The organism is Limnohabitans sp., from assembly GCF_036804465.1.
Lineage (GTDB): Bacteria > Pseudomonadota > Gammaproteobacteria > Burkholderiales > Burkholderiaceae_C > Limnohabitans.
On record NZ_DAIRSK010000009.1, the window covers coordinates 42,196 to 64,139 of the forward strand.

At 55.0% G+C, this 21,944-nt stretch carries 21 protein-coding genes; 6 read left to right on the forward strand and 15 right to left on the reverse strand.

All coding sequences use genetic code 11. The annotated features are described in order from the left end of the window. Position 1: 1 nt before the first annotated feature. Positions 2 to 817 (reverse strand): IclR family transcriptional regulator, encoded by an 816-nt coding sequence (locus tag V7Q41_RS06300; RefSeq protein WP_333844354.1) that lies wholly within the window; start codon positions 815 to 817, stop codon positions 2 to 4. A 124-nt stretch (positions 818 to 941) separates the two neighbouring features. On the opposite strand from V7Q41_RS06300, the gene V7Q41_RS06305 reads away from it, so the two are divergent. Together V7Q41_RS06305 and V7Q41_RS06310 are read left to right on the forward strand one after the other, a co-directional pair. Continuing rightward, the gene (locus V7Q41_RS06305; protein WP_333844357.1) at positions 942 to 1,736 is read left to right on the forward strand and encodes a shikimate dehydrogenase family protein; all 795 of its coding nucleotides are present in this window, start codon (positions 942 to 944) and stop codon (positions 1,734 to 1,736) included. A gap of 3 nt (positions 1,737 to 1,739) precedes the next feature. After that, positions 1,740 to 3,509: an FAD-dependent oxidoreductase gene (locus V7Q41_RS06310; protein ID WP_333844359.1), complete on the forward strand. Its 1,770-nt coding sequence runs from the start codon at positions 1,740 to 1,742 to the stop codon at positions 3,507 to 3,509. A 3-nt stretch (positions 3,510 to 3,512) separates the two neighbouring features. Here V7Q41_RS06310 and V7Q41_RS06315 read toward each other — a convergent pair whose 3' ends face one another. From V7Q41_RS06315 to V7Q41_RS06355, 9 genes are all read right to left on the reverse strand, one after another. Further along, complete coding sequence (locus tag V7Q41_RS06315) at positions 3,513 to 4,388, reverse strand: DMT family transporter (protein WP_333844361.1); 876 nt, start codon at positions 4,386 to 4,388, stop codon at positions 3,513 to 3,515. A gap of 77 nt (positions 4,389 to 4,465) precedes the next feature. Beyond that, a complete protein-coding gene (locus V7Q41_RS06320) occupies positions 4,466 to 5,422 on the reverse strand; it encodes a Gfo/Idh/MocA family oxidoreductase (RefSeq protein ID WP_333844363.1) in 957 nt (318 codons plus the stop codon). 12 nt (positions 5,423 to 5,434) lie between these two features. After that, entirely contained in the window at positions 5,435 to 6,313 is an 879-nt protein-coding gene (locus V7Q41_RS06325) for a class III extradiol dioxygenase subunit beta (protein ID WP_333844366.1), read from the reverse strand. 2 nt (positions 6,314 to 6,315) lie between these two features. Continuing rightward, entirely contained in the window at positions 6,316 to 6,768 is a 453-nt protein-coding gene (gene ligA, locus V7Q41_RS06330; protein ID WP_333844369.1) for a protocatechuate 4,5-dioxygenase subunit alpha, read from the reverse strand. Then, positions 6,768 to 7,685 (reverse strand): amidohydrolase family protein, encoded by a 918-nt coding sequence (locus tag V7Q41_RS06335; protein ID WP_333844371.1) that lies wholly within the window; start codon positions 7,683 to 7,685, stop codon positions 6,768 to 6,770. Before V7Q41_RS06335 ends, ligA begins: the two co-directional genes overlap by 1 nt. A gap of 21 nt (positions 7,686 to 7,706) precedes the next feature. After that, complete coding sequence (locus V7Q41_RS06340) at positions 7,707 to 8,693, reverse strand: Bug family tripartite tricarboxylate transporter substrate binding protein (RefSeq protein ID WP_333844373.1); 987 nt, start codon at positions 8,691 to 8,693, stop codon at positions 7,707 to 7,709. Between the two features lie 20 nt (positions 8,694 to 8,713). After that, the gene (ligK, locus tag V7Q41_RS06345) at positions 8,714 to 9,403 is read right to left on the reverse strand and encodes a 4-carboxy-4-hydroxy-2-oxoadipate aldolase/oxaloacetate decarboxylase (protein WP_333844376.1); all 690 of its coding nucleotides are present in this window, start codon (positions 9,401 to 9,403) and stop codon (positions 8,714 to 8,716) included. Between the two features lie 21 nt (positions 9,404 to 9,424). Further along, entirely contained in the window at positions 9,425 to 10,459 is a 1,035-nt protein-coding gene (locus V7Q41_RS06350; RefSeq protein ID WP_333844379.1) for an amidohydrolase family protein, read from the reverse strand. Between the two features lie 12 nt (positions 10,460 to 10,471). Beyond that, positions 10,472 to 11,185: a substrate-binding domain-containing protein gene (locus V7Q41_RS06355; RefSeq protein ID WP_333844382.1), complete on the reverse strand. Its 714-nt coding sequence runs from the start codon at positions 11,183 to 11,185 to the stop codon at positions 10,472 to 10,474. A 105-nt stretch (positions 11,186 to 11,290) separates the two neighbouring features. Between V7Q41_RS06355 and V7Q41_RS06360 the strand changes: the two genes are divergently transcribed. Next, positions 11,291 to 12,211 carry a LysR family transcriptional regulator gene (locus V7Q41_RS06360; RefSeq protein WP_333844384.1) on the forward strand — a complete coding sequence of 307 codons (921 nt, stop codon included), beginning with the start codon at positions 11,291 to 11,293 and terminating at the stop codon, positions 12,209 to 12,211. 1 nt (position 12,212) lies between these two features. On the opposite strand, the gene V7Q41_RS06365 is transcribed toward V7Q41_RS06360, so the two are convergent. Next, on the reverse strand, positions 12,213 to 13,187 hold the full coding sequence (locus V7Q41_RS06365) for a tetratricopeptide repeat protein (RefSeq protein WP_333844387.1): 975 nt from the start codon (positions 13,185 to 13,187) through the stop codon (positions 12,213 to 12,215). A 634-nt stretch (positions 13,188 to 13,821) separates the two neighbouring features. Here V7Q41_RS06365 and V7Q41_RS06370 point away from each other — a divergent pair. The 3 genes from V7Q41_RS06370 to V7Q41_RS06380 are packed head-to-tail and all read left to right on the forward strand — an operon-like array spanning position 13,822 to position 18,727. After that, positions 13,822 to 14,451 (forward strand): hypothetical protein, encoded by a 630-nt coding sequence (locus V7Q41_RS06370; RefSeq protein ID WP_333844390.1) that lies wholly within the window; start codon positions 13,822 to 13,824, stop codon positions 14,449 to 14,451. Positions 14,452 to 14,465: 14 nt separating this feature from the next. Beyond that, entirely contained in the window at positions 14,466 to 15,596 is a 1,131-nt protein-coding gene (locus tag V7Q41_RS06375; RefSeq protein WP_333844393.1) for an efflux RND transporter periplasmic adaptor subunit, read from the forward strand. A gap of 11 nt (positions 15,597 to 15,607) precedes the next feature. Further along, complete coding sequence (locus V7Q41_RS06380; RefSeq protein ID WP_333844396.1) at positions 15,608 to 18,727, forward strand: efflux RND transporter permease subunit; 3,120 nt, start codon at positions 15,608 to 15,610, stop codon at positions 18,725 to 18,727. A 101-nt stretch (positions 18,728 to 18,828) separates the two neighbouring features. Here V7Q41_RS06380 and arsH read toward each other — a convergent pair whose 3' ends face one another. The 4 genes from arsH to V7Q41_RS06400 are packed head-to-tail and all read right to left on the reverse strand — an operon-like array spanning position 18,829 to position 21,942. Further along, on the reverse strand, positions 18,829 to 19,551 hold the full coding sequence (gene arsH / locus V7Q41_RS06385; protein ID WP_333844399.1) for an arsenical resistance protein ArsH: 723 nt from the start codon (positions 19,549 to 19,551) through the stop codon (positions 18,829 to 18,831). 33 nt (positions 19,552 to 19,584) lie between these two features. Then, positions 19,585 to 20,781, reverse strand: coding sequence for an MFS transporter (locus tag V7Q41_RS06390; protein ID WP_442918813.1), 1,197 nt, complete (start codon positions 20,779 to 20,781; stop codon positions 19,585 to 19,587). Position 20,782: 1 nt separating this feature from the next. Beyond that, entirely contained in the window at positions 20,783 to 21,442 is a 660-nt protein-coding gene (locus V7Q41_RS06395) for an MIP/aquaporin family protein (protein WP_333844404.1), read from the reverse strand. After that, positions 21,439 to 21,942: an arsenate reductase ArsC gene (locus V7Q41_RS06400; RefSeq protein WP_333844407.1), complete on the reverse strand. Its 504-nt coding sequence runs from the start codon at positions 21,940 to 21,942 to the stop codon at positions 21,439 to 21,441. Before V7Q41_RS06400 ends, V7Q41_RS06395 begins: the two co-directional genes overlap by 4 nt. Positions 21,943 to 21,944: the final 2 nt, after the last annotated feature.

Below are 21,944 nucleotides of genomic sequence, written 5' to 3' on the forward strand. Positions count from 1 at the left end.
CTTAGGCCGCGTAAATGGGTTGAAGGCGCACCTTGCTGGGCCCGCTGGACAACATGGGGGAGGCACCACTGGCTGCCGCCAACTGAGCAGCGCACGACAACAAATCTGGCGCCAAGGCCAGCATGCGATCGTGCGTCAAACGTGATGAAGGCCCTGCCACACTGATGGTGCCCATGGGTAAATGCCCAGCCAAACCCACGGGTGCCGCAATGGCGTTCAAGCCTGCGGTGTAGGTTTCTTCGGTCAAGCTAAAGCCTTGCTTGCGTGTGTCTTGCAAGACTTTCAGAAACGCTTTCAAACTCTTGGGCGCGTTGGGTCCAAAGTCTTGCGGCAAACCCAAACCTTGTTGCGATACCAAAGCCAAAGCATCGTCATCCTTCATGGTGGACAACCAAGCCAAGCCCGATGAAGAACAACTCAAGCGGGCGATGCTGCCCATATCGGGGTCGTAGCGCAGCCCTTGACGGGCACCTTGAGCGCGGGCCACCCACGTGAGGCGATCACCATCAACCACCGACAAACGCACCAACTCACCGGTTTGCTCTGCCAAGCGGTCCAGCAGCGGCTGCGCCACATCGATGACACCCGTTTTACTGAGAAAACTCAGGCCCAATGACACGAGCTTGGTGGTCAACACGTACTCGCCCATGTCGCGGGTTTGGCGCACATAACCAAAGCGCACCAAGTCCGCCAACAGACGGTGCGCAGCACTCTTGGGCATGTTGAGCCTGTCGGCCAACACCGCCAACTCAACCCCCTGCCCTTGGTCGGACAAAAGCTCCAAGATACCCAATGTTCTTTCAAGTACGCCGCTCATGGTGATGTGTGTGAATGCATGGTGCTGGGCACTTTATCACGAAAATTGAATTTCGTTCCAAAGTTGAATTTAATTCTATTTTTGGATAAACTGCCCCTTATTCATTCACTCAAAGTTCTCCCCCATGCTCGACAACTTCAGCGGCGCCACACGTGTTTACCTGATTGTGGGTGACCCGATTGCCCAAGTGAAATCCCCCTTTGGCGTGACTCAGGCCTTTGAAGAACAGGGCCGCGACGCCGTTTGCGTCCCCGCCCATGTTGCCCCCGCTGACTTGAAAGACTGGTGGGCGGGCGCTCAGCGAGCCCATAACCTTGACGGCCTCATCGTCACCGTGCCGCACAAATTCGCTTGCACCGCTTTTTGCGACACCCTGTCAGATCGCGCAGCCTTTTTAGGCACCGTCAACACCTTACGCCGAAATGCACAAGGCCAATGGCATGGCGACATGTTTGACGGCTTGGGCTATGTGCGTGCTATGGAAAAAAACGGCTGCGAGTTGAAAAACAAACGTGCCTTATTGGTTGGTGCTGGCGGCGCGGGCTCAGCCATTGCGCACAGCTTGGTGCTCGCGGGCGTGAGTGAGTTGGCCATTCACGACCCCGACGAACAACGCTGCCAGTCCCTGATCGAGCGTCTCAACAGCTTGAAGCTAGGCAAAGTTACCCTAGGCGGCAGTGACCCCACTGGGTTTGATGTAGCGATCAATGCCACGCCCATCGGCATGAAAGAAGCTGACCCTACCCCGATTGACACCAGCAAAATTCACAGCCAGATGTTTGTGGGTTGCGTCATCACCGCGCCCGTTATCACACCACTCATTGCCGCTGCTCGCGCCAAGGGTTGCCATACCGTGACAGGTGCTGATATGTTTGCACAGGTGCGTGAGTTGATGGTCAATTTCTTATTGGAGGTTTGATTCATGCCGAACACCTTAAACACCCTGCGTCATCGCATCAACACCGACCTCGCCCAAATTCAAGACCACGACAGCGTGGACTTGGTGGTGATAGGTTCTGGCGGTGCTGGTTTCTCAGCTGCACTTCATGCAGCGATAGATGGCGCACGCGTGTTATTGGTCGAACGCATGGCCCATGTGGGCGGTACCACCGCATGGTCGGCTGCAACCACTTGGGTGCCTGGCACCGAGCGAGGTCTGAAAGTCAACCCAGACGACACGCCCGAAGATGTCGCCACGTTTTTGAACCATGCCGTGGGCGAGCGCTCAGATGTCAAGTTGCGACAAGCCTTCATTGACAATGGCCCACACGCCATTGCCAAACTCGAAACCAACAGCGCGCTGCAATTTCAAGTGCGCATGCTGCACCCCGACTATTTGTCCGAACTCGAAGGCTCGGTGCTGCGTGGCCGTGCAATCGAGCCGCAGCCCTTCGATGGCAAATTGCTCGGCCCTAACCTGCCACTGGTGCGCCACCCCATCCCTGAGTTCACCGTGCTCGGCGGCATGATGGTGGACCGCGATGACATCTTCCATTTGCTGCGTTTGAGCGAAACCTGGACCTCTTTCAGCTACAGCGTTCGGATCATCGTGCGCCATTTCCTCGACACGCTATTACAACCCCGCAGCACTCGCTTGGTCATGGGCAACGCCCTCATCGCACGCATGCTCTACAGTTATATCCAGCAACAAGGTCTGTTGGTGACCCACACCGAAGTCACGCAATTGCTGCAAGATGACCATCGCATTCAAGGGGTGGTTTTGCGGCAAACCTTGTCAGATGGCAAGGTGATCCAACGCACAGTGCGCAGCAAAGGTGGGGTGGTTATGGCCAGCGGGGGCTTCAACCGCCACCCCACACGCCGTGCAGACATGTTGCCAGGCGCCAAAGAAGCTTGGTGTCCCGCAGGTCCTGGCCATACAGGGCAGGCACAAGACTTGGCCTTGCAGGCAGGCGGCCAGATGGGCAGCTGCGGTTTGAGCCACGCCTTTTGGGCACCAGTGTCTACCCGTCAACGCGCCGATGGCAGCACTGCCGTGTTCCCACACTTTGTGATGGACCGCGGCAAACCCGGCATGATCACTGTCGATAGCCAAGGCCAACGCTACTTGAATGAATCCACCTCTTACCACTTGTTTGGTATTGCCATGCAAGCCCACCACGCCATGACACCCAGCGTGCCCTCGTGGTTGGTATGCGATGCGGTAGCCTTGAGACGCTATGGCATGGGCATGATTCGCCCTGGTGGTAAGGGCCTTGCGCCGTTCTTGGACGATGGATATTTAAAGCAAGGCCGCACCTTGGCCGACTTGGCGCAACAGCTGCAAGTGCCTGCTGACCAACTTCAAGCGACAGTCGAGCGTTTCAATGCATTCGCCGACCACGGTGTGGACGAGGACTTCGAGCGCGGCACCACCGATTACCAACGCGCCAACGGCGACGCCACTTGGCATGGCCCCAACCCATGCTTAGGGGCATTGCGCGAAGGCCCGTTCTATGCGGTAGCACTCTACCCTGGCGACATTGGGGCCGCCACAGGTTTACTCACCGATGGTCAAGCCCGTGTGCTCAACGCACAAGGCGTTGCGATTGACGGCTTGTATGCCTGCGGCAACGACATGCACTCCATCATGGGTGGCGTGTATCCCGCACCGGGCATCACCCTTGGCCCAGCCATCACATTTGGCTACTTAGCCGCGCAACATGCAGTGGCAAGAGCACGCTTGGGCTAATCCTTAATCGGCGGTTGTGTCGGGTTGTTGGCGAAACTCTCGCCACAACAAGTACAAGCCACTGAACACCACAATGCATGCGCCAATCGCCACGGCTTGGTCTGGTACTTGGTCAAACACCAACCAGCCCCAAAACGCCATGTAGATGATTTGTTGATACAAAAAGGGTCCCAGCACCGCAGCAGATGCAAACCGATGCGCTTGCGCAGAAGCCAAATGCCCCAAGCCACCGCTCAAGCCTGTGGCGCCAATGATCAACCAGGTTTGCCAATCTTGCGGGGTTTGCCATTGCCACAAGGCAAAGGGGGCCAACACCATGGCGGGCACGGCAGCACAAGCCAGCTGCGTCACCACGGGATGATCGCTGCTGGCCAAACGTCGCGTCATCAAGTTAAATGCGGCATACAACACCGCGTTCAACACGCTCAGAATAATAGCGGGATGAAACCCATGGCTGAAGGGTCGCATGATGACCAAGATACCCAAGAAGCCCACACAAATGGCCACCCAACGCCAAACATCCAAATGTTCTTTCAACCACCACGCAGAAAGCAAGGCAATCAAAATCGGCACAGAAAACTGAACGGCCCCTGTCTCAGCCAGTTGCAAGTACTGCAAAGACCAAAAGTTCATGCCGGTCATGACACACAAAATCAAACCACGAATCACCTGCATGCGGGGCTGCGTGACCGCCCATAGGCGCGGGCCCATGGAGGGCAAAAACAAACCACCCATCAACAGCGTGTGAATTAAAAACCGCAACCACACCACTTGAATCACGGGCAATGTTTGCACCAACCACTTGGCGCTCACATCCAAGACAGAAAACATCAGGGTCGTCACCACCACCAAGGCAATGCCGATTTGCCGATGACGCATGGTGCTGCTCAAGTGGTGGGCCATTCAAACCTTTGAAATAAAAAAGGAGCCTCAGGCTCCCTTTTGGGTAAGTCGCATCAGGCGTTCAGTTGCAACTCCAACTCATGCAACACCTTGTAGCAAGGCAGCACTTGCGCCACGCTCGAATTCGGCTCGCGGCCTTCTTGGATGGCCGCAAAGAACTCACGGTCTTGCAACTCGATGCCATTCATGGACACCGCCACTTTGGACACATCGATTTGCTCTTCTTTGCCAGTGTACAAATCGTCGTAACGCGCCAGGTAGGTACCTGTGTCGCCGATGTAGCGGAAGTAGGTGCCCAAGGGGCCGTCGTTGTTGAACGACAAGCTCAAGGTACAAATCGCACCGTTGGCCGCTTGCAACTGGATGCTCATGTCCATCGCAATGCCAAGGGTGGGATGGATGGGGCCTTGCACCGCATTGGCTTTGACGATGGGGCTGCCCGCTTGGTAAGCAAACAAGTCCACCGTGTGGGCTGCGTGGTGCCACAGCAAGTGGTCGGTCCAGCTACGGGCTTGGCCCAGCGCGTTCATGTTGGTGCGGCGAAAGAAGTAGGTTTGCACATCCATTTGTTGGATGTTGAATTCGCCTGCTTTGATTTTGTGGTGCACCCATTGGTGGCTGGGGTTGAAACGACGGGTGTGACCGCACATCGCGACCAAGCCTTTTTCTTGGGCCACACGCACCACTTCGTCTGCATCTTTCCAGCTGTCGGCCAACGGGATTTCCACTTGCACGTGTTTGCCAGCTTTCAAGCAAGCCAAACTCTGTGCCGCGTGCATTTGGGTGGGCGTACACAAAATCACAGCATCCACCTCTGGCAAGGCCAAGCTGTCGGCCAAGTTGGTGGTGACATGGTGGATGCCGTATTTGGCGGCGGTTTCTTTGGTCTTTTCGAGATCACGGCTGATCAACGACACGACTTCGACGCCGTCGATGTTGTTGATGCCATCCAAATGTTTGATGCCGAAAGCACCTGCGCCCGCTAGGGCTACTTTGATCGTTTTGCTCATGATGTTTTCCTCTTATGCGTTCTCAAGAATGGCGTGGCCCACCGCAGTGTTAGAAGCAGGCACATGGTAGAAACGGTGAGCCAGCTTAGGCGCTGGACCTGTGACTTTGCCGTCTTGGATGTCAGACATCGCACCACGCGCGATCAGCCACATCACCAACTCAATGCCTTCGCTGCCCGCTTCGCGCACATAGTCGATATGCGGTGTGGCCGCGCAAGCCACGGGATCGTTGATCATCAGGTCGAGCCAGTGGTTGTCCCACTCGCGGTTGATCAGGCCCGCACGAGCGCCTTGCAACTGGTGGCTCATGCCGCCTGTGCCCCAGATATGCACGTTGATGTCTTCGTCATAACTTTCGATGGCTTTGCGAATGGCTTGACCCAGGTTAAAACAGCGCTGACCACTGGGCACAGGGTACTGCACCACATTGACCGCAAAGGGAATGATGGGGCAAGGCCAAGCGCCCTTGGCAGGGTCTTGCTCACCACACATCAAAGACAGGGGCACGGTCAAGCCATGATCCACGTCCATCTTGTTGACGATGGTCAAGTCAAAGTCTTGCTGAATGACCGAGTGCGCGATGTGCGAAGCCAGCTCGGGGTGACCCTGCACAACGGGCACGGGGCGAGCGCCATAGCCTTCATCGGCGGGCGTGAACTGCGCGGCAGTGCCAATGGCAAACGTTGGGATCATGTCCAAGCTGAAAGCTGTGGCGTGGTCGTTGTAGACCAAAAAGATCACGTCTGGCTTGTTGTCTTTCATCCATTGTTTGGAAAATTCATAGCCTGCAAACAACGGCTTCCAATAGTCTTCGTGTGTCTTGCCGAGGTCCATGGCCGCGCCGATCGCGGGCACGTGAGAGGTGTAGAGGGATGCGGTAATTTTTGCCATATTCAAGCCTTGTTTGCCGCGGCGTTTTTACCTGCAGCACCTTGGGGTTGGTTCTGTGCTTGCGCACTGCCGTTTTCACCAATGTGGCGATTGCCTTCAACCGAGCGCCCGCCACGAATCATCATGTTGCGGTATTCCTCCTCGGTCATGCCCGTCATCGAGCCCGCCATTTGCTGAAAGCTCAAACCGTCGGTCGCGCCGATTTTGGCGAGGAAGTAAATATTGCCGCCTGTGCGCATGCACCAGTTCAAGTCACGCGCCAATACGGCCTGCTTTTGTTCTTCGGTCATGGCCCACTCATCGAGATAGGCGCGCTCGTTGGCTTTGAAACGCGTGCGGTTGTCCGCCTTCATGAGTGACATACAAAACTGATTGAGCCAGTAGCCTTTGCGCGATTGCTCGGCATCAAAAATGATGGTGCCAGGCACATCGCTGTAGGGTTTGTCGAGCGCCATTAAAAAGTCTCCTCAGGCCAATACAGGCGCATGGGGTTGTCCACCAACAACTTGCGTTGCTTTTCTTCGGTGGTGGCAATGTGCGCAATGAAGTCCACCAACAAGCCGTCATCGGGCATGTGGTCTTTGAGGTTGGGGTGTGGCCAATCGGTGCCCCAGATCACGCGGTCTGGGAACTCATCCACGATGCGCTTGGCAAAGGGGATCACATCTTGATAGGCGTTTTGTTCGCCATTGAGCGCTCGGGGCCCAGCGACTGAGAGTCGCTCCGGACATGTGACCTTGCTCCACACATGGGTGTGTTCGCGCATGAACTTCACAAACAATTCAAACTCAGGGCCATCCACGGGCTTGGTCACATCGGGGCGCCCCATGTGATCCACCACGATGTTGGTGGGCAAGGCGGTGAAGAAGTCCCAGAGCTCGGGCAAGTCCACCGCTTCAAAGTAAATCACCACATGCCAGCCATACATCTGCACGCGTTTGGCGATTTCCAGCAATTCGTCTTTGGGTGTGAAGTCCACCAAGCGCTTCACAAAGTTAAAACGCACACCGCGCACGCCGGCGTCGTGCATGGCTTGCAGTTCGTCTTCGGTCACGCTGCGTTTGACGGTGGCGACACCCCGCGCTTTGCCGCCAGAGCTGGTCAAGGCATCCAACATGGCACGGTTGTCTGCGCCGTGGCAGGTGGCTTGCACCACCACATTGCGTGCAAAGCCCAGGTGATCACGCAAGGCATACAACTGCGCCTTAGATGCATCACAAGGGGTGTACTTGCGTTCAGGTGCGTATGCAAATTCATGGCCTGGGCCAAACACGTGGCAGTGGGCATCCACCGCACCTGCGGGCAATTGAAAGATGGGTTTGGTGGGGCCCTTGTACCAATCTAGCCAGCCGGGGGTTTTTTCAAATTCCATGTCGTTCCTTTTTGTCCTGAATCAGTCTAAAGAGACTTGTGCTTTTTTGATGATGGCGCCCAAGCGTGTGGACTCGGCTTGGATGTAGGCATTGAACTGTTGGCGGTTCAAAATGAAAGGCTCGTAGGCAAATGTCGCGAACTTGTCGCGCACATCAGGCTCGGCCAAGGCTTTTTCAATGTCACGTTGAATCTTGTCGGTCACCGCTTTGGGCAAACCTTTGGGGGCTGCAATGGTGGTCCAGCCACTCACTTCAAAACCTGCGGGGCCGCCCGATTCGCCGACAGTCGGCACGTTGGGGAAGGCGTTGACGCGCTTAGGTGCAGCCACTGCCAAGTAGCGGATCTTGCCAGCGCGATACATGGCACCTGCCGTGGCGTTGGTGCCTAAAGCAAACGAGAGTTCGCCATTGGCCACACCGCTGTAGAGCATGCTGGTTTCCTTGTAAATCACATGCTGCATGTTGGTGCCCGTGACCGACTCCAACAATGCAGAGCCCAGGTGCACAGGGTTGCCCACCGACCACGAGCCGTAGTTGAGCTTGCCCGGGTTGGCTTTGGCGTCGGCCAACACATCGGCCACGGTTTTGTAGGCGCTGTCGGTGGCCACGGCCACAAAGAAATAGGTTTTGAACAGCGGCAGCAAAGGCTCGAAATCTGCTTGGGCGTCATAGGGCAGCTTTTTAAACAAATGCGGATAAGCCGACAAATGCACGCCATCGAGTTGAATCAAATCATGGCCATCGGTGGCGCCACGCTTGAAGGTATCAATGGCAATGAAGCCGTTGCCACCCGGTTTGTTCTCTACCACCACCGACTTGCCCCAGGCACGTGACAGCTTTTCTGCCACCAACCGCAGCAAGCCCTCTGGCCCGCTGCCCACCGGAAACGGCGTGAGGATGCGCACAGGCTTGGTGGGGAAATCTTGGGCATGCGCTGGCAAGCCGCACAGCACCAAGGCAATTGACGCCAAAGCTGCAAGCATTTGGCGTTTAGAGGGGCGAGTCATAGAACAAACTTTCAAAGTCATCAGCATTCATCGATGTACTTTAAGCCAGCCGCAGCCAACGACTCGCGCATGTTGTACATGTCAAGGCCAGAGATGCCTGAGGCCAACTTCTCACGCTTGTCGCCTTCCAAACTCTCGCGTTGTTGGGCTGCAGCCAAAGTTTGTGCAGCACGCGCGGCAGGCACGCACACCACGCCGTCGTCGTCTGCCACGATCACATCACCAGGCGTCACCCACATTCCCGCACACACCACGGGAATGTTGACCGAGCCGAGGGTGGACTTGATGGTGCCTTTGCTGCTGATGGCTTTGCTCCACACGGGAAAGTTCATGCGTTGCAACTCTTTCACATCGCGTACACCCGCGTCGATGACGAGGGCGCGCGCACCTCTTGCTTGGAAAGATGTGGCCAACAAATCACCAAAGTAGCCATCGGTGCAGTCAGCGGTGATGGCCGCGACCACGATGTCGCCAGGTTGGATTTGTTCAGCCACCACGTGCATCATCCAGTTGTCGCCGGGGTGCAAGAGCACGGTCACGGCAGTGCCCGAGACTTGCGCGCCTGAATAGATGGGACGCATGTAGGGCTTCATCAGACCGACACGGCCCATGGCTTCGTGCACAGTCGCCGAGCCCAAAGCGGCCAAGCCGTCTGCTGCTGCGCGGTCTGCGCGCTTGATGTTGCGGTAAACAACGCCGAGTTCGTACATATGAAATCTCCTGGAAATGAATTAACGGCCTTGCGACTTGAGCTGGGTGTCCAAGCGTGAAAACACACGACGTGCATTGCCTTCAAACACCTGTCGGCGCTCGTCCGCATTGAGGTTGGGGGTGGACTCGATGTAGCGCTTGGTGTCGTCGTAGTAGTGGCCCGTTTCTGGGTCGATGCCGCGAACAGCGCCAATCATCTCTGAGGCGAACATGATGTTCTTGACGGGAATCACTTGGGTCAACAAATCAATGCCCGGCTGGTGATACACGCAGGTGTCGAAATAAATGTTGTTGAGCAAGTGCTCGCTCAGCAACGGCTTTTTCAGCTCTTGCGCCAAGCCACGGAAACGGCCCCAGTGGTAGGGCACAGCGCCGCCGCCATGCGGAATCAAAAACTTCAAGCTAGGGAAATCTTTGAACAAGTCAGAGGTCAAGCACTGCATGAAGGCGGTCGTGTCGGCATTTAAATAATGCGCGCCCGTGGTGTGAAAGCAGCTGTTGCAGCTGGTGGACACGTGAATCATGGCGGGGATGTCGTACTCGACCATTTTTTCGTAAATGGGATACCACGCCTTATCGCTCAAGGGGGGCGATGTCCAGTGACCGCCAGATGGATCAGGGTTGAGGTTGATACCCACATTGCCAAACTGCTCCACACACTTCACCAGTTCTGGAATGCTGGTGGCGGGGTCCACGCCAGGTGACTGGGGCAGCATGGCCGCAGGCACGAAGTTGTCGGGGAACAATTGACTCACGCGGTAGCACAGCTCGTTACAAATAGCCGCCCAGGTGGATGACACCTGAAAGTCGCCAATGTGGTGAGCCATGAAGCTGGCCCGGGGGCTGAAGATGGTGATGTCTGAACCGCGCTCTTTCATCTTGGCCAGTTGGTTGGTCAAAATTGTTTCGCGCAATTCGTCGTCGCTGATCTGGAGCTCGGACACTTTGGGCATTGACGCTGGGTCTTTGATGGCCGCGATTTGTTTGTTGCGCCACTCTTCCAACGCCTTGGGCGCGGTGGTGTAGTGACCGTGAACGTCGATGATGAGAGACATACAAAAATCCTGTTAAAAATCCATACCCTGCTTGCGCTTGACCGCTTGAACATCCGCCGAAGCCAAGAACTTGAAGAACAATTTCACCGCTGCCACGCGTGCAGGGTCGTTTGCAATGGCGCCTGGAATGCCAGAAGAAAACGTGGTGATAAACGCCACATCCTCAGGCAAGGTTCCCAACACATCAATGCCGGGCAATGCGATGAGTTCACTCCATTGTTGAAAGCCCAAGGCGGCTTGGCCACTTGCCACCAGTGCCCCCACGGGAATGCCAGGCGGTGGCACCACGATGCGTGCTTGGACGACATCGCTGATACCCCAGCGCTCAAACAGTTGCTCTAAATACACGCCGCTTGGCCCACTCGAGTAGCTGAGTGAGGGGCTGGCCAACACGGCAGCTTTCACATCAGCTTCGTGGTTCAACTCAGGCCGTGCAGCACCCGCTTGAACGGCCACGGCCACGGGTGAACGCACCCAGTCCACGCGCGAGCCTGTTTGCAAGTGGCCAGAAGCGATCAAACGCTCAATCGCGTCAGAGGCCAACAACACCATGTCAAAAGCTTCACCCGCTTGCACACGCTTGGCGGCATTGACGCCTCCCACGGATTCGATTTGCACCCGCACACCGGTTTGCGCGCGATAGAGCTGCGTCAAATCGGCCAGCAACGTCTTGGTGGCCATGGATGAAATTCCGCTCAGCATGAGCGTCGAATCGGGTGTTTGCATGGCGATGATTCTAGAGACGTGCCCCAGACAAAAGATGCAAAAGGCAGACTAGCTGCTATAACGCATTTAAATATCAGACAATAGGTTATTCAAAATATGAAGTCTATGGAACTCAAACAAATCGAATCTTTTGTGCGTGTGGCGGAGCTGGGCAGCTTCACCAAAGCCGCCCAAGCATTGAACATGCCCCAGCCTTTGCTCAGCCGCCACGTGCGCCAGCTGGAGGTAGAGCTTCACCAAAACCTGCTCATGCGCAATGGACGCGGCGTGACTTTGACCGAGGCTGGCTTGATCATGCTTGAACATGGGCGAGGCATTTTGCACCAAGTGGCCGTGGCCCAAGAAGCGCTGGGCTCGGTGCGCGGCGCTTTGGCGGGGCGCGTGTCGATTGGGTTGCCGCCCAGCTTGTCCAAGTTGGTGACTGTGCCATTGACCATGGCGTTTCGCGCCGCTTTGCCGCATGCGCAACTGTCGTTGACGGAGGGGTTTTCAGTGTTGATGGTGGAAAGCTTGCGGGCAGGCCGCCTTGACATGGCCGTGCTCTACAACCCACCGCCCTCACCCGATTTAGAAATGCGGGTGCTGCACGAAGACACGCTGGTATTGATTGCTGGCAAAAAAAGCTATTCCCTCGCAGGCAACCCGCCCCTCAAAGCCGTGGTGCAACTGGCCGACATGGCCAAACTCGCGCTCATTGCGCCGAGCAGGCCCAACGCCTTCAGGCTGCTGATAGACACCGAAATGATGCGGCTCAACTGCAAGCCCAACATCGTCTTGGAAATTGACGGCTTGAACGCGATTTTGGAACTGGTCAAAGAGGGACTAGGCTACGCCCTGCTGCCCGCCTATACGCTGCGTAACTTTGCCAAGGACGAGGACTTTGTCACCCACCGCGTAGAAAATCCAAAGCTCATGAGCCAGCTCATGCTGGTGTGGTCAGCACGTCGCCCCATGACCGCTACGCACAAAGCGACCATGGCGCTGACCCACGACGTGGTGTCGCAGGCTTTGTTGGCCAACAGCTGAATTACCAGCTGTCGTCGCCACCGCCCGAATCACCGCTGTCCCAGTCGCTGCCAGAGCCAGCATCGAAAGCGCCAAAGTCAGTTGGGGCAGGTGCGTCAAAGGGCACGTAGCCGCTGTTGCCAGCGCCAGGTGATGCATCGGCCGCGGCAGACGGTGCCGCTGAATGGTCGCCCTCAAAAGCTTTGGACAAAGCGTAGCCCGCAGCCACACCTGCCAAACCACCCACCACGGCACCGGCCATGCCAGAGCCACGCGTGTTGGGCTGCGCATAAGCACCTTGCGGGCCGTAAGCACCTTGCGAGCCATAAGCAGTTTGCGTGGCATTGGGGGTGAACTGCGCGCCAAAGCCCCGCGTAGCGGCTGGCGAACCCATGGGCGTTGCCATGGTCGAACCCATGGGCGCACCCATGGTTGTGCCCATAGGCGTTGCCGCAGGGACATAGCCAGCGGCTTGGGCATTTTTGACCGCATTGACCGTCGAGCGGCGCAACCACAAACCAAACACCACCAAGCCTGCAATGGCCAACCACACATACTGCATTGAAGAACCACCGCCATTGGATGGCGCCTCGGAGGTGGCCTTGTTAGCCGCCTGAGGACTTGGCGCGACAGAGGGCGACATCACCACGGATGTCGTGGGGGTAGCCGCCAAGTCATTGACCTTGGCCCAGACGCTGTTGAACTTTTCAGGACTTGCAGCGAACTTCAAAGACGGGTCAATGTCTTTGGCTTTTTGCAGTTCGGTTTGCGCCTCTTTGTAGCGCTGCGCTTGCGCCAAAACTTGACCCAATTCGTAATGCGCTTTGGCACTTTGGGGCTTGTCTTGCAGCACCTCACGCAACATGCTTTCAGCCTGCGTGTAACGGCCTGCAGCCACAGCAGCTTCAATGTCTTTGGGCGTGGGCAACGACAACGCCAAGCTGCTACCCACCACGAATGCACCCACCACCACAGATTTCAACAATCGAGACAACATGAACATCCTTTCAATCCAGTCAGAACACTTCTGCATTTTTGTATTGTGCAGCATCACATGCGTTGGCGCTAGATGAAAGGCCACACCGCTGCGCTGGCTTCATCCTTAAAAATTGCCGTCGATATAATGACCCAGATGAAAAGATATTTGGCAATTCTTTTGCTCGTGTTGTTACCCATTCAATTGAGCTGGGCAGCTTTCACAGGCTATTGCCAACACGAAACTGATGTGAGCACAAAGCATGTGGGTCACCACAGCCACGAACATCCATCAGAGGTGGTCGACAACGCCTCCGCAACCTCTGCGCCTTGGGCTGATCTGGATCACGATTGCGCCTCTTGCCACTCTGGCTGTGTGACAGCGTTGGCTAGCCATCAAACCCTCCACGCCCCGATGGCAGCGCAAGCTCATCTCTTGGTCTACCAACGTCATCACACGAGCTGGTTCAAAGCCCCACCTGTTCGCCCGCCATGGCCTCAGCTTGCCTGATCGGCGAGCTAAGGGCTTCATTTCCCCCTTTCGATTCCCTTTTGTGCCTGTGCAAATAGCTCTGTGAGCTTTTAGCACCGGCCCGAGCGGCCGCTGGGTCGCAGCTCTCCGATTTCCAAGATTTTTTAAACCCTGGAGTCGAGATATGCCAATGACAAATTTAAAGACAGCTGCGCAACGTTTTGCGCTGTCTTTCGTTAGCCTGAACCGTTCGTTGCTGACAGCACAAGCACCCAAGCTGCAACGCATTCAATCCACAGTGGCCGCATGGATGGCACTGATGTTCATTTTTCTGAGCCCGACAGCGCTTGCAGACGCTGGTCATGACCACAAGGCTGCTGATTCAAAATTTTCGAGCGCTGCCCTTTCGCGTTTTGCGGCAGTTTCTGAGGAATTCGAATTGGTTGGCATCGTGGAGGGCAAACGCATCACCCTGTACTTGGACCGATTCGCAGACAACACCCCAGTTCGCCATGCCCAAATCGAACTGGGTCTTGCCGGTAGCAAGTACATCGCTGAAAAACATGACGAGGATACATACGAGATCACCCTCCAAGAGGTGCTGCCAGCGGGATTGATTCCCGTGACTGCGACGGTCAACACAGGCGACATCACAGAACACCTAGCCACCGAGCTTGACATACACAGCGACGGGCACGCAGCCATCTCGGGGTTTGCTTGGAAAACCACTGCGCTATGGACAGGAGCCGCACTGCTTTGTCTGCTGGCGTTGGCTGCCGCACGCCGGCTTCGCACCCCAGGTCGACGCGCATGACGGGAGCCAGCATCATGAAAAACATATTCAGCACTGTCCAAATCAACACGCTCGCACGGATTGGGTTCTTGAGCCTGGCTTTATGTGCAAGCCCAACGCGTGCCGGCGACGATCATGCGCATGGCCCCACTCCCGCAGTGGCAAACATCAATGGCCCACAACGCATGCCAGATGGCAGCGTGTTTTTACCCAAGCCCGCACAAAGACAACTCAGGGTTCAAACCGTGGTGGTAGAAACCGCCGATTTGCCCCGATCATTTGAACTCAATGGCCGTGTGATGATGGACCCCAACGCGGGTGGAAAAGTTCAACCCATCTATGCCGGGCGCATCGAGGCGGGGCCAAGAGGACTCCCAAATGCAGGGCAGTCCGTTAAAAAAGGTGATGTGTTGGCCTACGTTGCACCAGCAACATCACCCCTAGAAAAAGCCAGTCAAAACGCCCAACTCGCTGAGCTGATTGCAGCCAAAGCGCTGGCTGAGAAACGTCTGCTTCGTCAGCGCGAACTCTCGGACTCTGTCGCGCGCAAAGATTTAGAAGCCACAGAAAGCGAAGTCAGCAGTTTGACGGGGCGCATTGCGGCTCTCGGGATTGGTTTGAACGGACGCGAAGCACTCACCGCACCCGTGTCAGGCGTCATTGCTTTTGCACAAGTGGTGGCTGGACAAGTGGTGGATGCGCGAGAGGTTCTTTTTGAAATCATTGATCCACAACGCTTGCGTATCGAAGCCCTGACGTTTGATGGTGCGCTGGCAAACCATGTCGGCAGCGCCTCGCTTGTGTTGGGGGACAGGCGCGTTCCGCTGAATTTCATCGGTGCGGCTCGCAGCATGCGTGAGCAAGCATTGCCGTTGAACTTTTTGCTTCAGAACTTAGATTTATATGGCTTAGCCGTGGGGCAACCGGTCAAGGTGTTCGTTCAATCCAAGCAAAAAAACGCGGGCATTGCAGTGCCACTGTCCTCGCTCATGAAGAACGCCGCCAATCAAAGTGTGGTCTGGGTGAAAGTTACGCCTGAAACATTTGAACCGCGCACGGTGACCTACGAACCACTCGACGGCACGCGTGTGAACCTGAGCTCAGGCCTCAAATCGGGTGATCGCGTGGTGACCCAAGGGGCCACACTCATCAACCAAATCCGCTGAAGGAGTCAGACATGTTTAAGTGGCTTCTACACAATAGCCTTGCCAACCGGTTGTTGGTTCTCATGACGAGTGCTGTCTTGATGGCCTATGGTGCCTTCACGCTGTCACGTACCCCCGTCGATGTTTTCCCAGACCTGAACAAGCCCACAGTCACGATCATGACGGAAGCTGGAGGAATGGCAGCCGAAGAAGTCGAGCAGCTGATCACCTTCCCTCTTGAAACGGCCTCCAATGGCTTGCCCGGTGTGGAGTCGGTGCGTTCAACTTCATCGGCGGGCCTGTCTTTTTTATATGTGACGTTCAACTGGGACACGGACATCTACCGTGCGCGTCAATTGGTATCAGAACGGCTTTCTGCCATGGAGCAAGCGCTGCCAATCGCCGTGACACCACGCATGGGGCCCATCAGCTCCATCATGGGCGAGATCATGCAGATTGCTATTCCCATCGATCCGCAAAAAATTTCACTGATGGCCGTGCGTGAATATGCCGACTGGGTGTTGCGACCAAGACTTTTGTCTATCCCGGGCGTGGCTCAAATCATCCCCATCGGGGGTGAGGTTCGCCAATTTCAAGTGCAACCCAATACGGCGCGCATGGCTGAGTTGGGCATCACCTTTGAACAGTTAGAAACCGCATTACGCGGCTATTCATCCAACACGTCAGGGGGATTTTTAGAGCTCAATGGCCGCGAATATTTGATTCGCAATCTCGGTCGAACATCACGGCTGGAGGATTTACGCAACCTAGCTGTGACGGCAAAAAATGGACAACCGATATGGCTACGGCAAATCGCAGACGTGACGTTTGCGGCGGCCATCAAACGTGGCGATGCAGGCTTTGAGGGCAAACCTGCAGTCATCTTGGGTGTTCAAAAACAACCCACAGCGGACACCACCCGCTTGACCGAATCGATTGAGGAGGCCATTGCAGGCTTGAAGACATCCCTGCCCGATGGGATGGAGGCGCCGCGTGTGACCTTCCGACAGGCCAGCTTCATTGAGGCCTCCATCTCTACCTTGCAGGGCAAACTCATAGGTGCCTCGGTGTTCGTGGCCGCAATTTTGTTTTTCTTCTTAGGCACAGTGCGCCCCACCCTCATTGCCTTGACTGCCATCCCAGTGTCGATTTTCATCACCGCTTTGGTCTTCAAGTATTTTGGTCTCTCCATCAACACCATGACCTTGGGCGGTTTGGCCATTGCCATTGGTGGACTGGTAGATGATGCGGTGGTCGATGTGGAAAACATTCTGCGTCGGCTCAAGGAAAACCGCGCCAAGGAATTGAACCAACAGCTGCCGCTACTGCCTCTGGTGGCCAAAGCGTCCATGGAGGTTCGCTCGGCTATTCTTTATGCAACTGTGATCATCGTGTTGGTCTTTCTTCCTTTGTTTGCCTTGCCGGGCCTTGAGGGCAAGTTGTTTGTACCGCTTGGCATCGCTTTCATCATTTCCACACTGGCGTCCCTGCTCGTGTCGGTCACAGTGACGCCGGTGTTGAGCTTTTACTTGCTGCCCGCAATGAAGTCTTTGGATCATGGTGATACCCAGATGCTGGCTTGGCTCAAGCATCGATACCAAGGTGCTCTTTACACGGTTCTAAGTAAGCCTCGCCTGGCCATCTACAGTGCCTTGGGCGCAGTGGTCATGGCTGCAGCGTCGGTGCCGTTCTTTGCGACCACATTCCTTCCACCCTTCAACGAAGGCACGCTGCTCATCGGGCTGAGACTCAATCCCGGTGTCACGCTCACCGATTCGTCTGCCTTGGCGCAACAGGCCGAGTTGCTGGTCAAAGAGGTGCCCGAGGTACTCCATGTGGGACGACGCAGCGGACGTGCGGAACTCGATGAACATGCTGAGGGCGTCCATGTCAGTGAGTTAGATGTAGGCATCAAGCCTGCCGGCGAGCTGACGCGCTCGATGGATGAAGTGCGCTCAGACATTCGTGCGCGCTTGGCTAATTTGCCTGCAGCCATTGAAGTGGGACAACCCATCTCTCACCGCATTGACCACATGCTCTCAGGCGTGCGGTCCCAGATCGCGATCAAGATCTTTGGTGATGATTTAGATGTTTTAAGAGGACAAGCAGACACGCTTCGAGAGCGACTGGCTGGGGTTGCAGGCATCGCCGATTTACAAGTTGAAAAGCAAGTTCTCGCACCCCAAATCAAGGTACGTGTGGACTATGCCGCTGCAGCCCAATACGGTTTGTCGGGTTCACACGTATTGACCACACTGCAAGCACTGGTTGAAGGCGAACGCGTGACACAAATCATGGAAGGTAGCCGTCGATTTGCACTTGTTGTTCGGCTGCCAGAATCTGCTCGATCGCTCGAAGGTTTGAGCCAGATACTCTTGGAGACGCCATCTGGAAGAATTCCACTCTCTAAGATCGCCACGATTGAAGATGCTGACGGCCCCAACCAAATCAGTCGCGACAACGGCAAACGCCGCATCGTCATCTCTGCCAACGCATCTGGCCGCCCTTTGTCTGATCTTGTTGCCGACATTCGCCAAGTTGTGGCTGAGTCAACACTCCCAGAGGGTTACTTCATCACGCTAGGAGGCCAGTTTCAAGCCCAAGAGCAAGCATCTCAGATGATCTCCATGCTGGCGATCGTGTCGGTGGTGCTGATGTTCGTGGTGCTGTACAGCCGATACAAATCAAGCGTGCTCGCTGCATTAATTATGGTCAACATTCCTTTGGCTCTTGTCGGCGCCGTGCTGGGGTTATGGTTATCCGGACAGCCTTTGTCGGTAGCAGCATTGATTGGATTCATCACGCTTGCGGGAATTTCTGTTCGAAACGGGATTATGAAAGTGAGTCACTACATCAACCTCATGCGATTTGAAGGTGAAGCCTTTGACACGAAGATGATCGTTCGGGGATCGCTAGAGCGCTTGAGTCCCGTGTTGATGACAGCGCTGGTCACCGCGTTTGCATTGGCACCTTTGCTCTTTGAAGCCGAGCGTCCAGGCACTGAAGTGTTGCACCCTGTTGCCGTGGTGATCTTTTCTGGTCTCATCAGTTCCACGTTGTTAGACACCTTTTTAACGCCTGCTATGTTTTGGCTCTTTGGCAGAAAACCAGCACAAGCCCTTTTAGAGGACACAGATGCAGAAGCGTTCTAAAGAATAAAGATTCCTGATTCGATTTGGGCTAAAGCGCATCGCACACGACGCGTTCCACTGGCATAGCCACAGGCAGGAGATCGGATTGGGATTGAAATCTTTTACAAAGTTTGCTGATTGACTCGCTTAGAAAGTTCCGCAGCTGACTCTTTGCGTTCGCTGTAGCGGTCGACAAGGTAAGGTGCAATATCTCGGGTCAGGCGTGTGAACTTCACCAGCTCCTCCATCACATCGACGACTCTGTCGTAATAGGCTGATGGCTTCATACGGCCATCTTCCTCGAACTCTAAGAATGCTTTGGCAACAGAGCTCTGATTTGGAATCGTGATCATGCGCATCCAGCGACCAAGAATTCGCATTTGATTCACAGCATTGAACGATTGCGAGCCGCCACAGACCTCCATCACTGCCAAGGTTTTTCCCTGCGTGGGTCGAACAGCGCCGATGGACAAAGGGATCCAATCAATCTGGCTTTTCATAATGCCCGTCATGGCACCGTGACGTTCAGGCGAACACCACACCATGCCTTCAGACCATGCAGCCAACTCTCGTAGCTCTTTGACCTTGGGATGTGACTCAGGTGCCGCATCGGGTTGCGGCAGACCCAAGGGATCAAACACCTTCACTTCTGCACCCATGGCATCGAGCAACCTTGCAGCTTCTAACGTCAAAAGCTTGCTGTATGAGCGTTCTCGTAAAGAACCATACAACATCAAAATTCTGGGCGGATGGGTGGTCCCCTGCATGGGCACCAACAAGTTGTGCTGCGGAATTTGGAAACAACCTTCATCCACATTTGGTAATTGATCAATCAACGTAACCATATGAACCTTTTCATCTCTCTGACTGGAATGGACTTATCTGGAATCAATTGCGTACAGCGCCAGCACTGATAAAGCCCCCAGTGCAAAAGTAAGTCCGAGTGCAGCGGCTCCCCAGTGGGTTAACGCCAGGCCAAAAATCCATGGCGCAAATGCTGAGCTGATTCGGGCAGGAAACATGATCCAGCCTTGCCTATAGCCATAGCCGTTAGCGCCAAACAGGGCAAGCGGCAACGTTCCTTTGGCGATGGTCAAAACGCCGTTGCCAGCGCCATGCAAAAAAGCAAAAACTGGCGCGACGAGTGGACCGAAAAAAAACATCATGAGCGCGCCTAAAGGATGCGCCATTGCAGCCAGACGGGCTGAAAACAAGGGGTGCATTTGGCGCAATAGCCCAAACTCTAAAATTCTTGCAATCACTTGAGCTGGTCCAATGATGGCGCCAATGGCAATCGCACCCAGCAAACTCACGCCAGTGGCTTCAAGCATTCTGGGCCAATGTGATGCCATCGCCGTGCTTGTAAACCAAGTGGCCGAAAACACAAAAGACAAAAGAAGCACCTGTCTCCATGTGGGCGCTTTTTCTTCAGATGATGGTTCAAGGCGCGTGCTCGGTTTGGACTCAAAAGTTTCGCGCGCATCAGACATCGCCGAAGGCTTGACAGCGGATAGCCAGCCAATTGCCAAATTCAGGGGCAAGGCGAGCAACAAGTGCAAAAGTGCCCATGTCCAACAAGCCTCTCGCCAACCCCAATAACTAAGCACCCATCCACTCAATGGCCAGCCAACCGTGCTTGCAAAACCTGCGATCAGCGTGATGCCCGTGATGGCTGGCCTTGCATCTTGTCCGAAAATTCGAACCAAGGTTGAAAACGCCGACTCGTACAGACCGCCGGCCATCCCCACACCAATCACAAACCAAGCGAGGTACAGCTCTCGCTCACTATTTGCAAATCCTAGAAGTGCAAGTCCTGCTGCAAACAACACATTCGAGACTGGCAACACGCTATGCCTGCTCCAAGTGTCGATGGCTTTTCCAAACATGGGACCAAACACAGCGGAGACGACAAGCGCCATTGAAAATGCCAGATAAACATCAGCAACGTCAATGTGTAAAGTCAGAGAGATTGGATCCGCAAGAATCGCGGGCAAGTAATAACTAGAAGCCCAAGCGACTGTTTGCGTCACACCCAAACTCGCGACCAATGGCCATGACCGTTTCACCTTACACAGCCTAAGACTTGTGCTGATCTGAATGAACAAAGGCCTGATGCAATGCCAGACCTAAAGCACCACCCAGTATCTGGGCAACTACAAAAGCTGGCACGTCAAAAGGTGCTATCCCCGCAAACGTATTGCTGAACATACGCCCAAAGGCAGCGGCTGGATTGGCAAAAGATGTGCTGGCAGTGAACCAATATGCGGCACCAATGTAGCAAGCAACCATGGATGAAGCCCTCCCTTCAGGAGAGCGCAAGATAACGAACAGCAAGCCGCCAGTCGCCACTGCTTCAGCAAACCACTGCGCTGGTCCTGTTCTGGCTTTTGTAGACCATTGCAGTATTTCAAGATCAAACATCGCATGAGCGACCCAAGCGCCCAAGGCGGCGCCTATGAGTTGAGCCACCACATAGCCCATCAAATGATGACGCGCTAAATCTTTGCGATACGCCATGACCATCGAAACAACTGGATTGAAGTGGGCGCCACTGATAGGCCCAATCGTTTCGATCAACACAAAAAGCGCAAAGACTGTGGCAAGTGTGTTGGCTAGAAGTGCAACGGCTGTATTTCCATTAGCCAACTGCTCTGCCATGATGCCCGAACCAATCACTGCACACAACAAAGCTGCAGTCCCCACTAGCTCTGCAAAATACCTTCTCCAATGGCTCATTGGGTCGCCAGATCTCGCGCTGTATTTTGCAAAACCATCTTGCTGAGGCTGCTGACCGGCAGACTATTGAAAAGTTCAAGGCGTCTTTTGATTTGATACAGCGTTTGCTTGAACGCTTCTTGCTTTTGTTCATCGGTACCAACCGTCTCCGAAGGGTCTGCGTAGCCCCAATGCGCAGTTGCAGGCTGGCCAGGCCAATAAGGACAGACTTCGCCTGCCGCGTTGTCGCAAACAGTGATGACCAAATCCATGTGTGGCGCATCAGGTGCAGCAAAGACATCCCAGTTTTTGCTTGCTAAGCCATCCGTTGAAATTCCCGCTTTATTCAATGCGTCAATAGCCATAGGATTTGGTTTTTGATTGTCCCTAGGGCTGCTCCCAGCTGAAAAGGCTTTGAATTTGCCATTGCCTAAATGGTTCAGCAAGGCTTCAGCCAAAATGCTGCGGGCTGAGTTGTGGGTGCACAGAAAAAGTACGTTCAATGGTTTTGTTTCAGTCATTT